This window comes from Ancylobacter sp. SL191 (assembly GCF_026625645.1).
In the GTDB taxonomy this organism is placed as follows: domain Bacteria; phylum Pseudomonadota; class Alphaproteobacteria; order Rhizobiales; family Xanthobacteraceae; genus Ancylobacter.
Map to the genome: position 1 here is coordinate 604269 of NZ_CP113056.1, position 15075 is coordinate 619343.

Annotated in this window: 13 protein-coding genes; 7 read left to right on the forward strand and 6 right to left on the reverse strand. The window is 65.9% G+C overall.

Annotation, left to right across the window (positions count from 1 at the left end; translation table 11 throughout):
• Positions 1-25 precede the first annotated feature (25 nt).
• Positions 26-1093 (reverse strand): NAD(P)-dependent alcohol dehydrogenase, encoded by a 1068-nt coding sequence (locus tag OU996_RS02650; protein WP_267584120.1) that lies wholly within the window; start codon positions 1091-1093, stop codon positions 26-28.
• Between the two features lie 322 nt (positions 1094-1415).
• Here OU996_RS02650 and OU996_RS02655 point away from each other — a divergent pair, with 322 nt between their 5' ends.
• Positions 1416-2624 (forward strand): MFS transporter, encoded by a 1209-nt coding sequence (locus OU996_RS02655; protein WP_267584121.1) that lies wholly within the window; start codon positions 1416-1418, stop codon positions 2622-2624.
• Between the two features lie 111 nt (positions 2625-2735).
• Here OU996_RS02655 and OU996_RS02660 read toward each other — a convergent pair whose 3' ends face one another.
• The 4 genes from OU996_RS02660 to OU996_RS02675 form a co-directional block, all read right to left on the reverse strand.
• Positions 2736-4985, reverse strand: coding sequence for a molybdopterin cofactor-binding domain-containing protein (locus OU996_RS02660; protein WP_420712679.1), 2250 nt, complete (start codon positions 4983-4985; stop codon positions 2736-2738).
• Positions 4986-4996: 11 nt separating this feature from the next.
• On the reverse strand, positions 4997-5443 hold the full coding sequence (locus OU996_RS02665) for a (2Fe-2S)-binding protein (RefSeq protein ID WP_324290723.1): 447 nt from the start codon (positions 5441-5443) through the stop codon (positions 4997-4999).
• 184 nt (positions 5444-5627) lie between these two features.
• The gene (locus OU996_RS02670) at positions 5628-5936 is read right to left on the reverse strand and encodes a hypothetical protein (RefSeq protein WP_267584123.1); all 309 of its coding nucleotides are present in this window, start codon (positions 5934-5936) and stop codon (positions 5628-5630) included.
• Between the two features lie 113 nt (positions 5937-6049).
• Positions 6050-6508, reverse strand: coding sequence for a cyclophilin-like fold protein (locus OU996_RS02675; RefSeq protein ID WP_420712680.1), 459 nt, complete (start codon positions 6506-6508; stop codon positions 6050-6052).
• Between the two features lie 292 nt (positions 6509-6800).
• Between OU996_RS02675 and OU996_RS02680 the strand changes: the two genes are divergently transcribed.
• From OU996_RS02680 to OU996_RS02695, 4 genes are all read left to right on the forward strand, one after another.
• A complete protein-coding gene (locus OU996_RS02680; RefSeq protein ID WP_267584124.1) occupies positions 6801-7694 on the forward strand; it encodes a LysR family transcriptional regulator in 894 nt (297 codons plus the stop codon).
• A 164-nt stretch (positions 7695-7858) separates the two neighbouring features.
• Entirely contained in the window at positions 7859-8977 is a 1119-nt protein-coding gene (locus OU996_RS02685) for an alpha/beta hydrolase (protein WP_267584125.1), read from the forward strand.
• 113 nt (positions 8978-9090) lie between these two features.
• Positions 9091-9285, forward strand: a complete 195-nt coding sequence (locus tag OU996_RS02690; protein ID WP_267584126.1) for a hypothetical protein — start codon at positions 9091-9093, stop codon at positions 9283-9285.
• Between the two features lie 79 nt (positions 9286-9364).
• Positions 9365-9922: a flavodoxin family protein gene (locus tag OU996_RS02695; RefSeq protein ID WP_267584127.1), complete on the forward strand. Its 558-nt coding sequence runs from the start codon at positions 9365-9367 to the stop codon at positions 9920-9922.
• A gap of 88 nt (positions 9923-10010) precedes the next feature.
• Here OU996_RS02695 and OU996_RS02700 read toward each other — a convergent pair whose 3' ends face one another.
• The gene (locus OU996_RS02700; RefSeq protein ID WP_267584128.1) at positions 10011-10604 is read right to left on the reverse strand and encodes a TetR/AcrR family transcriptional regulator; all 594 of its coding nucleotides are present in this window, start codon (positions 10602-10604) and stop codon (positions 10011-10013) included.
• Between the two features lie 85 nt (positions 10605-10689).
• Here OU996_RS02700 and OU996_RS02705 point away from each other — a divergent pair, with 85 nt between their 5' ends.
• Together OU996_RS02705 and OU996_RS02710 are read left to right on the forward strand one after the other, a co-directional pair.
• On the forward strand, positions 10690-11808 hold the full coding sequence (locus tag OU996_RS02705) for an efflux RND transporter periplasmic adaptor subunit (protein WP_267584129.1): 1119 nt from the start codon (positions 10690-10692) through the stop codon (positions 11806-11808).
• Positions 11805-14969 (forward strand): efflux RND transporter permease subunit, encoded by a 3165-nt coding sequence (locus tag OU996_RS02710; protein WP_267584130.1) that lies wholly within the window; start codon positions 11805-11807, stop codon positions 14967-14969. The genes OU996_RS02705 and OU996_RS02710 overlap by 4 nt, the downstream gene beginning before the upstream one ends.
• The last annotated feature ends 106 nt before the right edge of the window (positions 14970-15075 follow it).

Here is a 15075-nt window from a genome sequence, read left to right on the forward strand (position 1 = left end):
CCCGCCAGCGGTCGGGAAACGGGTCTCAGGCCGCGACCGGAGCCGGCAGCGTGGCCATGTCGATGACGAAACGATAGCGCACATCGGCCTTTTCCAGCCGCTCGAACGCCGCGTTGATGTCCTCCATGCGGATCATCTCGACATCGGGAAGAACGCCGGCCTTGGCGCAGAAGTTCAGCATCTCCTGCGTTTCCGCGATACCGCCAATGGGCGAACCGGCGATGCGGCGTCGGCCGAGCAGCAGCGGCACGGTGCTCGGCTCGGCCAGCGGGCCGATCTGGCCGACGATCACCAGCGTCGCGTCGACATCGAGCAGCGGCACATAGGGGTTGATATCGTGCTTGACCGGCACGGTGTCGATGATGAGATCAAAGCTACTGGCGGCCTGCGCCATGGCATCCGCGTCGCTCGACACCAGCAGGCGGTCGGCGCCCAGCGCCAGCGCGTCGGCTTCCTTATCCTTGGTGCGGCTGAGCACCGTGACGTCCGCGCCCATGGCGGCGGCGAGCTTGACCGCCATATGGCCGAGCCCGCCAAGGCCGACCACGCCGACGCGGCTGCCCGGCCCGACATTCCAGGTGCGCAGCGGCGAATAGGTGGTGATGCCGGCGCAGAGCAGCGGGGCGGCCTTGGAAAGGTCCAGCCCTTCCGGCACGCGCAGCACGAACTCCTCGCGCGTTACGAGGTGCTTGGAATAGCCGCCCTGGGTCAGCGCGGTCGGCTCGCAGGAAAAGCGGTCCGTGTCGCTATAGGTCTGGACCGGCCCCTTGCGGCAGAGCTGCTCGAGACCCTTCCGGCACTGATCGCAGCTTTGGCAGGAATCGACGAGGCAGCCGACCGCCACATGGTCGCCGATCGCGTAATGCTTGACCTCATTTCCGACGGCGGTCACGCGGCCGATGATCTCGTGGCCGGGCACCAGCGGGTAGCGGCTCCAGCCCCAGTCATTGCGCGCCTGATGCAGGTCGGAATGGCAGACGCCGCAGTAGAGCACCTCCATCGCTACATCGTTCGGCCGCAGCTCACGCCGCTCGAAATCATAGGGACTGAGCGGGGTCGTCTCCGAGCGCGCCGCATAGCCAACGGTCTTCATGGGCTTCTCCTGTGCCGGGCCGCGCCGCCGCGGGTGCGCGGCGCCGGGATACCACGCCTGAAGTAGGGCGCGCCGCCCGTCAGGTGTAGAGCCGCCGCGACGCTAGCTCTCATGAAGGGCGTTCATCAATGCAAGCCGCGCATGCGAGGCTGGTGGCGCTGGCCGCCGATTGATGAGGCTCCCTCATCACGCCATGCGCCCTCCGGCCGGTAGTCCCCGGCACGTCTGCCCCCTAGCCTCGATCGATCCTGCACCACCGCGCCTCCCGCCACGCTGTTGCTCCGTGGCGGCTGGCGCGCGCGCCCACTTCACTGGAATGATCATGTTGACTCACGATACGCCTGTCGCCGACGGCATGGTGGAGGCGGCGGCCTCCCCTGCCGCGAACTGGGGCGCGGTCTTCGCGCTCTCGCTCTGCGTCTTCACCCTCATCGCCTCCGAATTCATGCCGGTGAGCCTGCTCACCCCGATCGCCGCCGAGCTGCGCGTCACCGAAGGACAGGCCGGGCAGGCCATCGCCGTCTCCGGCGCCTTCGCCGTGGTGACGAGCCTGTTCATCACCGCCATCGCCGGCGGGCTGGACCGCAAGATCCTCCTGCTGATCCTCACTGGCCTGATGATCCTCTCCGGCGCCATCGTCGCTACCGCCCCGACCTACACCGTGCTGATGATCGGGCGCGCGCTGATCGGCATCGTCATTGGCGGCTTCTGGTCGATGTCGGCGGCGACCGCGATGCGGCTCGTGCCTAGCCATCAGGTGCCGCGCGCGCTGGCCATCCTCAATGGCGGCAACGCGCTGGCGACCGTGGTCGCGGCCCCGCTCGGCAGCTTCCTGGGCGGCATCATCGGCTGGCGCGGGGCGTTCTTCTGCGTCGTGCCGATCGCCGCGCTGGTGTTTGTCTGGCAGGTCGTCAGCCTGCCCACCATGCGGGTCGCACCGTCACCAGGCTCCGGGCACGTCTTCCGCCTGCTGCGCCGGCCCGTCGTCGCGTATGGCATGGCGGCGATGAGCCTGTTCTTCATGGGGCAGTTCACCCTGTTCACCTATCTGCGGCCGTTCCTCGAAACGGTGACGCGGGCGGACCTCACGACCCTCTCGCTCCTCCTGCTGCTGATCGGGGTCACCGGCTTCATCGGCACGCTGCTGATCGAGCGCTTCGTGAAGACGGGCCTCTACCGCACGCTCATCGTCATTCCCGCGCTGATGGCCCTCATCGCGGCGGCGCTGATCGGGTTCGGCACCTCGCTGATCGTCACCGCCGGCCTGCTCGGTGTCTGGGGCCTGCTCGCCACCTCGGCGCCTGTCGGCTGGTGGACCTGGCTGGCGCGGACGCTGCCGCGCGATGCGGAGGCCGGCGGTGGGCTGATGGTCGCCATGGTCCAGTTCGCCATCACGTTGGGCGCCACGCTCGGCGGCCTGCTGTTCGACACGAGCGGCTACGCGGCGACCTTCGGTGCCGCCGCCGCGCTTCTGGCGATTGCCGCCGGGCTGGCCCTGCTGACCGGCCGGCGCGCCTCGGCCCCCATTTGACCCCACCGGCCGGACCGCCAAAAAGCAGCAGCCGCCCTCGTCGTGACGGGGGCGGCTGCATCTTCCGGTGCCGGTGTTCGCGGGGCTTTGGCACCGAAAGCCAAGGATGGGTCAGCCCGCAGTTCCGGTGAGCTTGGCGCGCGAGAGCGGCAGGCTGCGGATGCGCTGGCCGGTCAGGACCGAGGCGGCGTTCACCACGGCGGGCGGCACACCCGGCAGGCCCGGCTCGCCGATGCCGCCCATGGGTGCGCCGCTCTCGACGATGCGCACATGCACCTTCGGCATCCGCTCGGGCGGCAGGATCGGGTAGCCGTCATAGTTGCGGGCACGCGGCACGCCGTCCTCGTAGATCACCTCCTCGAGCAGGGCCGACGAGAGACCGAGCGCGACCGCCGAATTCACCTGCGCCTCGATGATCGCCGGATTGACGATGCTGCCCGGGTCGATCGCCACCCAGACATGGTGGACGACGACCTCGCCGTCCTTGAGCGACACCTCGGCGATGGTCGCGACCTCGCTGCCGAAGGGCGAGGCCATGGCAACGCCGCGGGCACGGCGCGTGCCGTCCTCGGCAGTGAAGGGCCCACGCTTCCAGCCGCCGGAGAGCGCGGCCACGGCCTCGATCAGGTTGCGATGGCGGGGGCTGTCGGCGAGAAGGCGCCGGCGCAGCTCATAGGGATCCTGCTTGCCGGCATCCGCCATCTCGTCGAAGAAGGTCTCGTAGAAGAAGTCGTTCATGGAATGCCCGACCGAGCGCCAGAAGCCGATGATCGCGGGATCATCGACATGGATATGGCCGACACGGCGGTTCGGGATCGCATAGACCTTGCCGGCGATGCCTTCGACGGCGGAGCTGTCCACCTTGTCGTCCGTGCGGCCGAACCAGCGGCCGGTCGCGCCCTCCCCCACCGCCACCGCGCTCAGCGCGACGGGCAGGCCGCTGGCGTCGAGGCCGGCGCGGAAGCGGGCGACGCTCATCGGCCGGAACGCATCGCGCAGGAACTCTTCCTCGCGCGACCAGATCACCTTCACCGGTCGCCCCGCGGCTTTCGCCAGCCGGATCGCCTGCTGGTAGGGATTGGCGGTCTGGTAGAGGAAGTGCCGGCCGAAGAAGCCGCCGAGGATCGGCGAGTGGATCATGACCTTTTCGGGCGAAAGGCCGGCCACCTTGGCGGCATCGCCCTGAAACATCTCCGGCGCCTGATTGGGCGCCCAGACCTCGAGCGTTCCATCCGCGTTGAACCGGGCAATGGCCGAGGGCGGCTCGAGCTGCGCATGGGCGAGATGCGGCGCATCGAAGCTTGCCTCGACGATGCGGGCCGCGCCCGCCAGTGCCGGGCCGACTTCGCCATGGGTCTCGAAGGCAAGGCCTTCGCCCGTGCGCGACTGGAGATCGGCGCGGTGCTGTTGCGAGGAATAGTCCGCCGGCATGACGCGGGCCGTGCTGTCGGGCTTCGCCTCGTCCCAGTTCACCTGAAGCGCCTCGACCGCCCGGCGGGCGCGCCACCAGTTGGTGGCGAGCACCGCGACCGCCCCCGGCAGACGGTGAACCGAGTGAACGCCCGGCATCGCCCTGACCTCGGCCTCATTGGCGAGGGCGCCCGGCTCCTGGCCGAGCCGCGGCGCATGCTGGACGGCACCGTGCAGCATGTTGTCGACCTTCAGGTCGATGGCATAGTGTGCCTTGCCGGCCGACTTGTCGCGAATGTCGATCCGGGCCACCGGCTTGCCGATCCAACGGAAATCCTCGCGCGAGCGAAGGGGGACGTCCGTCGGCACCGGCAGAGCAGCGGCCGCCGTCGCTAGATCGCCATAGGGGATCGAGCGGCTGGAGGCGGCGTGGATCACACGGCCGGGCTGCGTCGAGAGTTCCGCCAGCGGCACGCCGAGTTGGGTGGCGGCAGCCTGGAGCAGCATCCGGCGCGCGGCGGCGCCGAGCTTGCGCATGGTCTCGTAGCTCATACGCACCGACATGCTGCCGCCGGTGAAGCGGTAGCCGCCGATCAGCGTGTAGTCCGGGCCGGGAGGCGCGCCTTCCACGACGAACTGAGTGGGATCGACGTCGAGTTCCTCGCCGACGATCTGCGCCATGGCGGTGAAAATGCCCTGGCCGCCCTCGATGAAGGCGCTGCGGAACAGCACCGTGCTGTCCGGCAGGATCTGGATATAGGCGTTGACCCGCGTGCCCGGCACGATAGCGGGCGCGGCCTCCTGCGCGAAAGCGCGTCCGCCGGCCGGAAGGGCGACGCCCAGCACCAGGGCGCCGAGCGAAGCGCCGAGGAAGCTGCGCCGCGAGAGATTGAGGGGCAGGGCGTCAGGCTTGCGGGCCGCCGCCTTGATGAGTGGGCTCATTTCATTCATCGCGCCGCTCCTCAGGCCTGCGCCGCGTGCCGGACGGCCGCGGCGATCGCGTTATAGGTGCCGCAGCGGCAGAGATTGATCATGGCCGCAGCGATGTCCTCATCGCTCGGCTTGGGGGTCTGCTTGAGCAGCGCGGTGGCCGCCATGACTTGGCCGGACTGGCAGTAGCCGCATTGCGCGACCTGCTGCGACACCCACGCCTCGACGACCTTCTGACCCACCGGATCCTGCGTCACCGCCTCGATGGTCATGATCTGGCTGCCCGCGACCGCCTCGACCGGCGTCACGCAGGAACGCGTAGCCTGACCGTCGACGAGTACGGTGCAGGCGCCGCACTGGGCAAGACCGCATCCATATTTGGTGCCGGTCATGCCAAGTTCATCGCGCAGCACCCAGAGCAGCGGGGTATCGGGCTCTATATCTAGCCGATGCAGTTGCCCGTTAATGGTGATGTCCACCGTCATTCTCCGTGCAAGAGGGCGCCAGACCCGCCCGCACGCGGTGCGACCTCCGAGAGGTCTCCACCCGCGCGGCAGCCGTCATGGCTTCCGTTTGGTCTGGTTCCAAATCTACGCGGTGGCCGCCCGGCGCATTAGAGGCCGGCTTTGCTTGTCGCGATGAGCCCGGCTCATGAATGAGCGGTCAGAGCGGCCGCACGACCACCCGCTCCATCGGCCCGGCGCAGAGCGACGTGCTGTCGCCTCTCATGCCAGAATCTGACACATCGTCGTCCGCCACGAGGCCGGCATTCACCGCCACATCGTCGCCGGCATCGAAGCTTTCCGGCGCGCGAACCACAACCGGCGCGCCGGTATCCTGCGCCAAGCGGTCGCCCGCTGCGCTGTTGGGGAAGCACTGGACGAAGACGAGCCCGAGAACGAGGGCCGCGAGCAGGTAGCTCGTGCCGATGCGCCGATCATCGACGATATAGCGGTCGGGTTCATAGGACATGCGGTTCCTCATGAATGGTCAGCGGCCCCCCAGCCGAAAATGGCGATCCCTCCCGTCTACGGATGAGCAGCACCGTTCGTACGCCGCTCGCCGAGATGTGAGCCGGGTGGCGCTCAGCGCCGCGCCGTGGCCGTCAACGGAAATTGCCCGCGTGTAAGCAGTGGCTTGATCCCGCCGTCGAGTCGACCAAGGCGGATCAGCCCCCGTGAATAGTGATAGCCGGCATGATAGAAAACGAGATTGCCCCAGGGCGCGTAATAGGCCAGATCGCCAGGCGCCTCATTGCCGAAGGCGCCGCTGCCTGCCTCTGTGAGCTTGCGCGGCAGATAGGCGATCTTCTCATTGGTCGAGTAGTCGTCGATCTCAAGGGTCAGCGGGAGCATCGAGGCGAAGTCGCGCGCTGACGGGTTGTCGAGCAGCGTCGCCGTGAACACCTGTCCGCTGAAGGCAAATTCGACTTTCATGAACGGCTTCTCCGCTGCCTGGCCCCACGCGGGGCCAGACGCACCAATCGCGCGCGCGGACATACCGGCCACACAGGCTCCGAGCACCATTCTGCGCGTCATGACCATGATCACTGTTCCAATACACGGGCGTATAGGAGCCCACGACATGGCACTTGTTCGCCGTGTCTGACGCTAAGGTAGCGAGACTGCCGGGCGTCCGTTAGCGGTGGGCTGCCGCATGGAGACATGAGGGCGATTCATCAATCGTCCGCGTCGCTATCATGGGGTTTGCATCGTCGGCTTGTGGAGAGAGTTGATGAAGTCGTGACAGGAGGAGTGGCGCTCGATGCCGAGCTGCACCTATCGGCCCCTTGTTCTTACGATATAATCGATCTGCTCTTATGAGAGGTGATCATGGATGGCACGCGAGAACATCAATGACCTTCTGGCCTTCATCGCTGTCGCCCGCGAACGCAGTTTCACGCGGGCAGCCTCGCGCATGGGGGTGTCGCAGTCGGCCCTCAGTCACACGATCCGCCAGCTCGAAGCTCGGCTCGGCGTTCGCCTGCTGACGCGTACCACCCGCGCCGTCTCGCCGACCGAGGCCGGCGAGCGCCTGCTGCAAGGCATCGGCCCGCACTTCGACGAGATCGAGGCCCAGGTCGACGCGCTGAACGATCTTCGCGACACACCCGCGGGGACCATCCGCATCAGCGCCTCGGACTACGCCATCAGCAGTATACTCTGGCCCAAAATCCGAACGTTTTTGCCGAAATACCCCGATATCAAAGTCGAACTGATGCTCGACAATGGCCTCACCGACATCGTGACCGAGCGCTACGATGCCGGCGTACGCATGGGCGAACAACTCGCCAAGGATATGATCTCGGCCCGCATCGGCCCCGACTTCCGCTTTGCCGTGGTCGGAACCCCCGCCTATTTTGCGGAGCATCCGGCCCCGGTACACCCGCAGGATCTCGTCCAGCACCGCTGCATCAACTACCGTTTCCAGACCTCCGGCGGCCTGTGGGCCTGGGAGTTCGAAAAGGACAGTCGGGAGCTGAAGATACGGGTCGACGGCCAGCTTGCCTTCAACAACATCTTCCATGTCCTGGATGCGGCGCTCGCCGGCGCTGGCCTTGCTTTTGTCCCCGAGGAGATCGCCCTCGACCATGTCCGTGCGGGACGGCTCGTCTCGGTGCTGGGTGACTGGTGCGCTTATTGGGATGGTTTCTATCTCTATTACCCCAGCCGGCGTCAGTCCTCGCCGGCTTTCGTTGCCCTTCTTGATGCCTTGCGCCACCGCTCGTAATGCCGATCCGGCTTGTGCTTCAGCAAAGTCAGGGTTGATACAGATCAATTGATTGATGAAGGGGGCTCATAACCTCTAGCCAATCCATGGGTCTACTTCCTGCCTCCGGGGCGTACCACATTTGTAGGACGCAGAGCCGTCCACGGCTCGCAATGGAGGCTCCTATGGATAGGCACGTAAAAGACGAGACCGCTACGACCAATGCCACGGGCGGACAGATCGACCGCCGCGACTTGCTCAAGATGACCGGCGTGGGCATGGCCACCGTCGGCGTGATGTCCCTCCTCGACACGTCATCGGCCAGCGCACAGGACATGTCGCGCGGTGCCGCAAATTTCTACACCAGCGACAAGGTCACGCTTGAGAAGGTCACCTTCAAGAGCCAGTACCAGATGGACGTCGCGGGCAACCTGTTCGTTCCGAAGGACATGAACCGGAGTGCGCGCAACCCGGCGATCATCGTCGGCCATCCGATGGGCGCGGTGAAGGAGCAGAGCTCCAACCTCTACGCGACCAAGATGGCGGAGCAGGGCTTCGTCACGCTGGCCATCGATCTGCCCTTCTGGGGTGAGAGCGCCGGGCAACCGCGCAACATGGTCTCGCCGGACCTCTATGCCGAGGCCTTCAGCGCCGCGGCCGATTATCTCGGCACCCAGGCCTTCATCGATCGCAACCGCATCGGCGTCATCGGCATCTGCGGCAGCGGCAGCTTCGCCGTCAGCGCAGCCAAGATCGATCCGCGCCTGCGCGCCGTGGCGACGGTCTCCATGTACGACATGGGATCCGCCAACCGCAACGCGCTCAACCATTCGCTCACTGTTGAGCAGCGCAAGGAAATCATCGCCGCTGCCGCCCAGCAGCGTTACGCCGAGTTCACGGGCGGGCCGACCGAATATACGGGCGGCACCGTGCTCAAGCTGACGGCCGACACGCCCGAGATTCAGCGCGAGTTCTACGACTTCTACCGCACCAGCCGTGGCGAGGTGACACCAAAGGGGGCCTCTCGGCAGACCACGACCAGGCCGACCCTGACCAGCAACGTGAAGTTCATGAACTTCTACCCGTTCAACGACATCGAGACGATCTCGCCGCGTCCGATGTTGTTCATCAGTGGTGATCAGGCGCATTCGCGAGAGTTCAGCCAGGACGCCTACATGCGGGCGGCCGAACCCAAGGAACTGGTCTGGGTGCCGGGAGCCGGCCATGTCGATCTTTATGATCGCGTCGACCTGATCCCCTTCGCCAAGCTCACCAGCTTCTTCAACCAGAATCTGGCCGCCTGACGGGCGGAATCCCCTGCCTCAAGGCTCCCGCTTCATCCCTCTCCTCCTACCGGCAGGACGCGCCCCGCGCGTCCTGCGAAGCCTCGGGCAGCCGTTCCACCGGACGGCTCGGTATGCCGATCGCCAGCGATGATCAGGGCGCCCTTCAGGTCGGCGCCGGCCTCGTCATCGACGCCGGCTGTGATCCGGTAATCGTCGGCAACCTCGCCGCCGCGCGGGTCTTCGAGCAGGGCGGACCCGGCTGGCGGGCACATCTGACAGCCCCCGAACTGCGCCGCCGCCTGGGTCTTCCCGCCGTCGCCAACTGAGCGCGAGGGCGCCCTGCATCGCAGACGCGCCCGCGCGGTCCGTCACCAAGCACCGTTCATTCCCATCCAGGATGTCGCCATGAAAATCGCCATCGTCTTTGACAGCAGCTACGGCCACACCGCCAGGCTGGCGCGCCACGTTGCCGAGGGTGTCGCCCGCGTTCCGGGCGCCGAGGCGACGTTGTTTCCCGTCGCCGACGGCCCCGTCGACTGGACGGCACTGGCGGCGAGCGATGCCATCATCTTCGGTTCGCCGACCTATAACGGGCTCATATCAGCCCGCCTGAAGCAGTTCATGGAAGAGGCGACCGGGACCGCCTGGAGACCGCAGGCGTGGCGCAACAAGATCGCCGCCGGTTTCACCAATTCCGGCGCCCTGCACGGGGACAAGCTGAACTCGCTGGTCTCGCTGGCGCTGTTCGCCGCTCAGCACGGCATGATCTGGGTGGGGCTTGATCTCTTTCCCGGCAAGAGCCCGGATGAGCTCAACCGTCTCGGGGGCTGGCTCGGCGCGATGGCGCAGTCGGACGACGCGCCAGCGGATGTCACGCCCCCCGACAGCGACCTGCGCACGGCAGCTTATCTCGGCCAGCGCGTTGCCGACATCACCGCTCAATTCCTGAAGGGCAAGGCCTAACGGGTGGGGGTATGGGCGGCTTCGGTTGGCGCGGCCGTCAGCGCCCCCCGGCCGCGGCGCATGCCCGCTCATACTGTCATCGGCGCGGTCAAGACCGAGTGTCGCCCGGTGGTGACGCGGCCAGCACACTCTCGGCCGCCGCGTCGAGGAAGCGCTTCGACAGCTGTTCGTCATTGACCGTCCGAGCGAGCAGCAACGCGCCGACCATGGTCGACAGAAGGGCCATCGCCTTGCGGTCGCGCGCGTCATCATCGGACGTACCGATCCAGCCTCCCACCATCTCAAGATAGTCCTTGATGCCGGCTTCGAACGAAGCCTTGACGCCCGGCCCCTGCCGCGCCGCATCCGAACCGAGCGCGACCACCGGGCAGCCATCCGCCCTTTCGGCGCAGTGACCCATGTTGAGATAGAAGTCGACCACGGCTGCCAGCGGATGATCAGGAGCGGAGTTGGCGGCATCGGACCACATCGCCAGGGCGCTTGTCAGCGCACGCCGGGAGGCCTGTGCTGCCAGATCGTCCTTGGAGTCGAATTGCTTGTAGAACGCGCCCTGCGTCAGTCCGGCACCCGCCATCAGATCCTTGAGGCCGATCCCGTCAAAGCCACGCTCCCGGAAAAGGCGACTCGCCACGTCGATCACCGTCTGCCGATTTTCCTCGGCCTGAACGCGACTGACCCGCATTGACGTCTCCTAAAAATAGATTGCGAATGACATCTATATTGATTATAGCGGTCAAATACAATCTAATTATGGTGAGGCGACGGGTATGAAGAAGAAACCCGCTATTGTGCTCGCAGGGGTTCTGACCGTGGCAATAGGGGCCGCCGGCGGCGCCGCGTTGTCCCTTTGCGCGCCGAAAGCGGCTGTCGTGAGCGATCCGAGGCAGGCCGCGCCGATCGTCAGACTGGCGACAGCCGCTCCGGCAACCAGCTCCGAGCGCGCCTTCACGGGCATCATCGGAGCGAGGGTGCAGAGCAATCTCGGCTTTCGCGTTCCCGGCAAGATCGTGGAGCGGCTCGTCGATGCCGGTCAGCAGGTCAAGGCGGGTGAGCCATTGATGCGCATCGACGAAGCCGATCTGCGTCTCGCCTTGACCGCCCGGCGCAACGCGGTCGCCGCCGCCCGCGCGGTGTTTGTGCAGGCGAGCGCGGATGAAAAGCGCTATGCGGCCTTGGTCAAAGGTGGGCTAGCGGCGACCCCGCAACGCTACGAACAGGCCAAGGCGGCGCTGGATACGGCGGAGGCTCAGCTGGCTTCCGCGCAAGCAGAAGCAGAGGTGGCCGAGAACGAGGCGACCTATTCCACGCTGGTGGCCGGCGCCGACGGGACGGTGGTGGCAACGCTCGGCGATCCCGGACAGGTCGTCGCGGCCGGACAGACGGTGGTGCAACTGGCCCATGCCGGCCCCCGCGAGGCGGTGGTCGCGCTCCCAGAGACGATCCGTCCGGCCCTGGGCTCCCAAGCCGAAGCAAGCGTCTATGGAAGCGACGGGCAACAGGGCAAGGCGCGCTTGCGGCAGATTTCCGATGCCGCCGATGCCCAGACCCGGACCTATGAGGCCCGGTATGTCCTTGATGGCGATGCTGCCTCAGCCCCGCTTGGCTCGACGGTCACGATCAAACTCACCAATGGCGAGAGACAATCGGAGGTCACGGTTCCCATCGGCGCGGTGCTGGACGATGGCAGTCGCACGGGAGTTTGGGCTCTCGACCGTCAGTCGTCGACCGTCCACTTCCTTCCCATCGAGATCAAGCGGCTGGGAGGGGAAACCGCTGTGGTGACAGGCGTCCCGCTGGGGCAGGAGATCGTCGCCCTCGGCGCTCATCTGCTGAAGGATGGCGCAACCGTCCGAACCAGCGCACGCGCAGAGGCGGCGAGCCGATGAGCTTCAATCTTTCGGCGATTGCGGTTCGCGAGCGCGCCGTCACCCTGTTCTTCATTGTTCTTCTGGCGGCTGCGGGCGTCTACGCCTTCGTCAAGCTCGGCCGCGCGGAGGATCCCTCCTTCACCATCAAAACCCTGACGGTGACCGTGGCATGGCCCGGTGCGACCGCGCGCGAGATGCAGGATCTTGTCGCGGAGCCGCTTGAGAAGCGCATCCAGGAACTGACCTGGTACGACCGTGTCGAGACCATAGCGCGCCCCGGTTTCGCCTATCTGACGGTCACGCTGCGGGACAGTACGCCCCCTTCGGCCGTCGAGGAGGAGTTCTATCAGGCCCGCAAGAAACTGGGAGATGAGGCCCGCAACCTGCCGCCCGGCGTACTCGGTCCCTTCGTCAACGACGAATTTTCTGATGTGAGCTTCGGTCTTTATGCGCTGAAGGCCAAGGGTATGCCGATGCGTGAGCTGGCTCGGCAGGCCGAAGTGATCCGTCAGGATCTTCTGCATGTGCCGGGCGTCAAGAAGATCAATATTCTTGGAGAACGTCCCGAGCAGATCTTCGTGGAATTCTCCTATGCCAAGCTCGCAACGCTTGGCGTATCGGCCCAGGACATTGCCAGCGCCCTTCAGCGCCAAAACACCGTCACACCCGCGGGCTCGATCGATACCCGGGGCCCGCAGGTCTTTATCCGCTTCGACGGCGCCTATGACAGCATCGAGGCAATTGCCGACACGCCGATCGTCGCCGGCGGACGAACGCTCAAACTGTCCGATGTGGCGGAGGTCCGGCGCGGATATCAGGATCCGGAAACATACATCATCCGCCATGAGGGGGAGCCCGCCATCATGCTTGCGGCGGTGATGCAGCAGGGCTGGAACGGGCTGGATCTCGGCAAGGCGCTGGAAGCGCGCTCCAGCGCGATCGCCGAGACGCTGCCGCTGGGCATGACACTCAGCAAAGTCAGCGATCAGGCCGTCAACATCGACGCCGCGGTCGGCGAGTTCATGCTGAAATTCGCGATGGCGCTCGGTGTCGTCCTGTTCGTCAGCCTGATCAGCCTGGGCTGGCGCGTTGGCATCGTCGTGGCGCTTGCTGTGCCGCTGACGCTTGCCGTCGTCTTCCTCATCATGCTGGAGACTGGCCGGTTCTTCGACCGGATCACGCTCGGCGCGCTGATCCTGGCGCTTGGCCTTCTCGTCGATGACGCCATCATCGCCATCGAGGTCATGGTGGTGAAGATGGAAGAGGGCATGGACCGTATTCAGGCGGCCGCCTACGCCTGGAGCCATACGGCAGCGCCCATGCTGTCCGGTACGCTCATAACGATCATCGGCCTCATGCCGGTTGGTTTCGCCAGCTCGAGCGCGGGCGAATATGCCGGCAACATCTTCTGGGTGGTGGGTTTCGCGCTGATCGTGTCTTGGATCGTGGCCGTGGTTTTCACCCCCTATCTGGGGGTCAAGATGCTGCCGGCCATCAAGCCGATCGAGGGTGGCCATCATGCCATCTACGCCACGCCGAACTACCGGCGCCTGCGCGGCGTGATCAAATTCACCGTGCGTCACAAGTTCATGACCTGCACCGTCGTGGCCGTCGCCATGGCATTCTCCGTCCTTGGGATGGGGGCGATGAAACAGCAGTTCTTCCCGACCTCGGATCGCCCCGAGGTGCTGGTCGAGGTGCGCATGCCGGAAGGCACCAGCATCGAGGTGACGACGGCCGCGGTGGAGAAGATCGAGCGATGGCTGATGGACCAGCCGGAGGCGACCATCGTCACCAGCTATATCGGCCAAGGCGCTCCGCGTTTCTTCTTCGCCATGGCGCCGGAACTGCCGGACCCGGCCTTTGCCAAGATCGTCGCGCTGACCCCCGACGCCGTGGCGCGCGAGACACTGAAGCATCGGCTTCGCGCTGCGATATCGGAAGGCCTGGCCCCCGAAGCCTTCATTCGCGTCACGCAGCTCGTCTTCGGACCCTACACCCCGTTTCCGGTCGAATTCCGCATCATGGGTCCTGACCCGGCGGAGTTGTACCGTATCTCCGGGGAAGCCCTCGACATCATGAAAGCCATTCCGGATGTGCGGCAGGCAAACCGGGACTGGGGCAATCGCTCGCCTGTTCTGCGCTATATACCCGATCAGGACCGACTCAATCTGATCGGCCTGTCGCCCGCCGAGGCCGCGCAGCAGATGCAGTTGCTGCTGACCGGCATCCCCGTCACTCAGGTTCGCGAAAACATCCGCAACGTGCCTGTGGTGGCCCGCAGCGCCGGCGACAATCGGCTCGATCCCGCTCGGCTCGCGGACTTCTCGCTGATGAGCCGGGACGGCCGCCAGGTGCCCCTGGACCAGATCGGTCGCTCGGAAATCCGGTTCGAGGAGCCGATCCTGAAGCGTCGCGATCGCACCCCGATCATCACGGTCCGCGCCGACATCAACGAGGCGACCCAGCCGCCGGAGGTTTCGCGGCAGGTGATGAAGGCGCTGCAGCCGCTGATCGCCGCGCTGCCGGTCGGATACCGCATCGAGATGGCCGGAAACATCGAGGAATCGGTGAAGGCCAATGTCGCGCTGGCGAGGATTTTCCCCGCGATGATCGCCGCCATGCTGATCGTCATCATCCTGCAGGTTCGCAGCCTGTCGACGATGACCATGGTGATGTTGACGGCACCGCTCGGTCTTGCCGGCGTGGTTCCGACGTTGCTCCTCTTCAATCAACCCTTCGGCTTCAATGCGATCCTCGGGCTGATCGGGCTGGCCGGAATCCTGATGCGCAACACCTTGATCCTGACGGAGCAGATCAAGGAAAACAAAGCCGCCGGGTTGGACGACTATCATGCCGTGATCGAAGCGACGGTCCAGAGGACGCGCCCGGTTATTCTGACCGCACTGGCGGCCGTGCTCGCCTTCATTCCCCTCACGCATTCGGTGTTCTGGGGGTCGATGGCCTATACGCTGATCGGCGGTACGGCGGTGGGCACGGTGCTGATCCTGCTCTTTCTGCCCGCGCTCTATGCTGCGTGGTTCGGCATCAAGGCGACGGCAGATGAACCCATGATGCACGGCGGGCCGCTGAACGTGCCAACGATCCCGCCGTCCGATGGAGCGCCTGTTCCGTCGGTTGTCCCACCGATTGCCGCCTGCGCCCCCGACCGCAGCTGACGGAGGGAGTGCAGGCGGCCTGCGGTCGCGACGAGGGCGATGCGGGTCTTGATCAGTCGACGAGCGTCGGGTCTCCAACCGACCAGGGGAGGCCATCGCCGCGATC

Coding starts and splice junctions, on each gene's coding strand:
- OU996_RS02650 (WP_267584120.1), bottom strand. CDS start 1,093: ATGAAGACCGTTGGCTATGCGGCGCGCTCGGAGACGACCCCGCTCAGT.
- OU996_RS02655 (WP_267584121.1), top strand. CDS start 1,416: ATGTTGACTCACGATACGCCTGTCGCCGACGGCATGGTGGAGGCGGCG.
- OU996_RS02660 (WP_420712679.1), bottom strand. CDS start 4,985: ATGAATGAAATGAGCCCACTCATCAAGGCGGCGGCCCGCAAGCCTGAC.
- OU996_RS02670 (WP_267584123.1), bottom strand. CDS start 5,936: ATGTCCTATGAACCCGACCGCTATATCGTCGATGATCGGCGCATCGGC.
- OU996_RS02675 (WP_420712680.1), bottom strand. CDS start 6,508: ATGGTCATGACGCGCAGAATGGTGCTCGGAGCCTGTGTGGCCGGTATG.
- OU996_RS02680 (WP_267584124.1), top strand. CDS start 6,801: ATGGCACGCGAGAACATCAATGACCTTCTGGCCTTCATCGCTGTCGCC.
- OU996_RS02685 (WP_267584125.1), top strand. CDS start 7,859: ATGGATAGGCACGTAAAAGACGAGACCGCTACGACCAATGCCACGGGC.
- OU996_RS02690 (WP_267584126.1), top strand. CDS start 9,091: ATGCCGATCGCCAGCGATGATCAGGGCGCCCTTCAGGTCGGCGCCGGC.
- OU996_RS02695 (WP_267584127.1), top strand. CDS start 9,365: ATGAAAATCGCCATCGTCTTTGACAGCAGCTACGGCCACACCGCCAGG.
- OU996_RS02700 (WP_267584128.1), bottom strand. CDS start 10,604: ATGCGGGTCAGTCGCGTTCAGGCCGAGGAAAATCGGCAGACGGTGATC.
- OU996_RS02705 (WP_267584129.1), top strand. CDS start 10,690: ATGAAGAAGAAACCCGCTATTGTGCTCGCAGGGGTTCTGACCGTGGCA.
- OU996_RS02710 (WP_267584130.1), top strand. CDS start 11,805: ATGAGCTTCAATCTTTCGGCGATTGCGGTTCGCGAGCGCGCCGTCACC.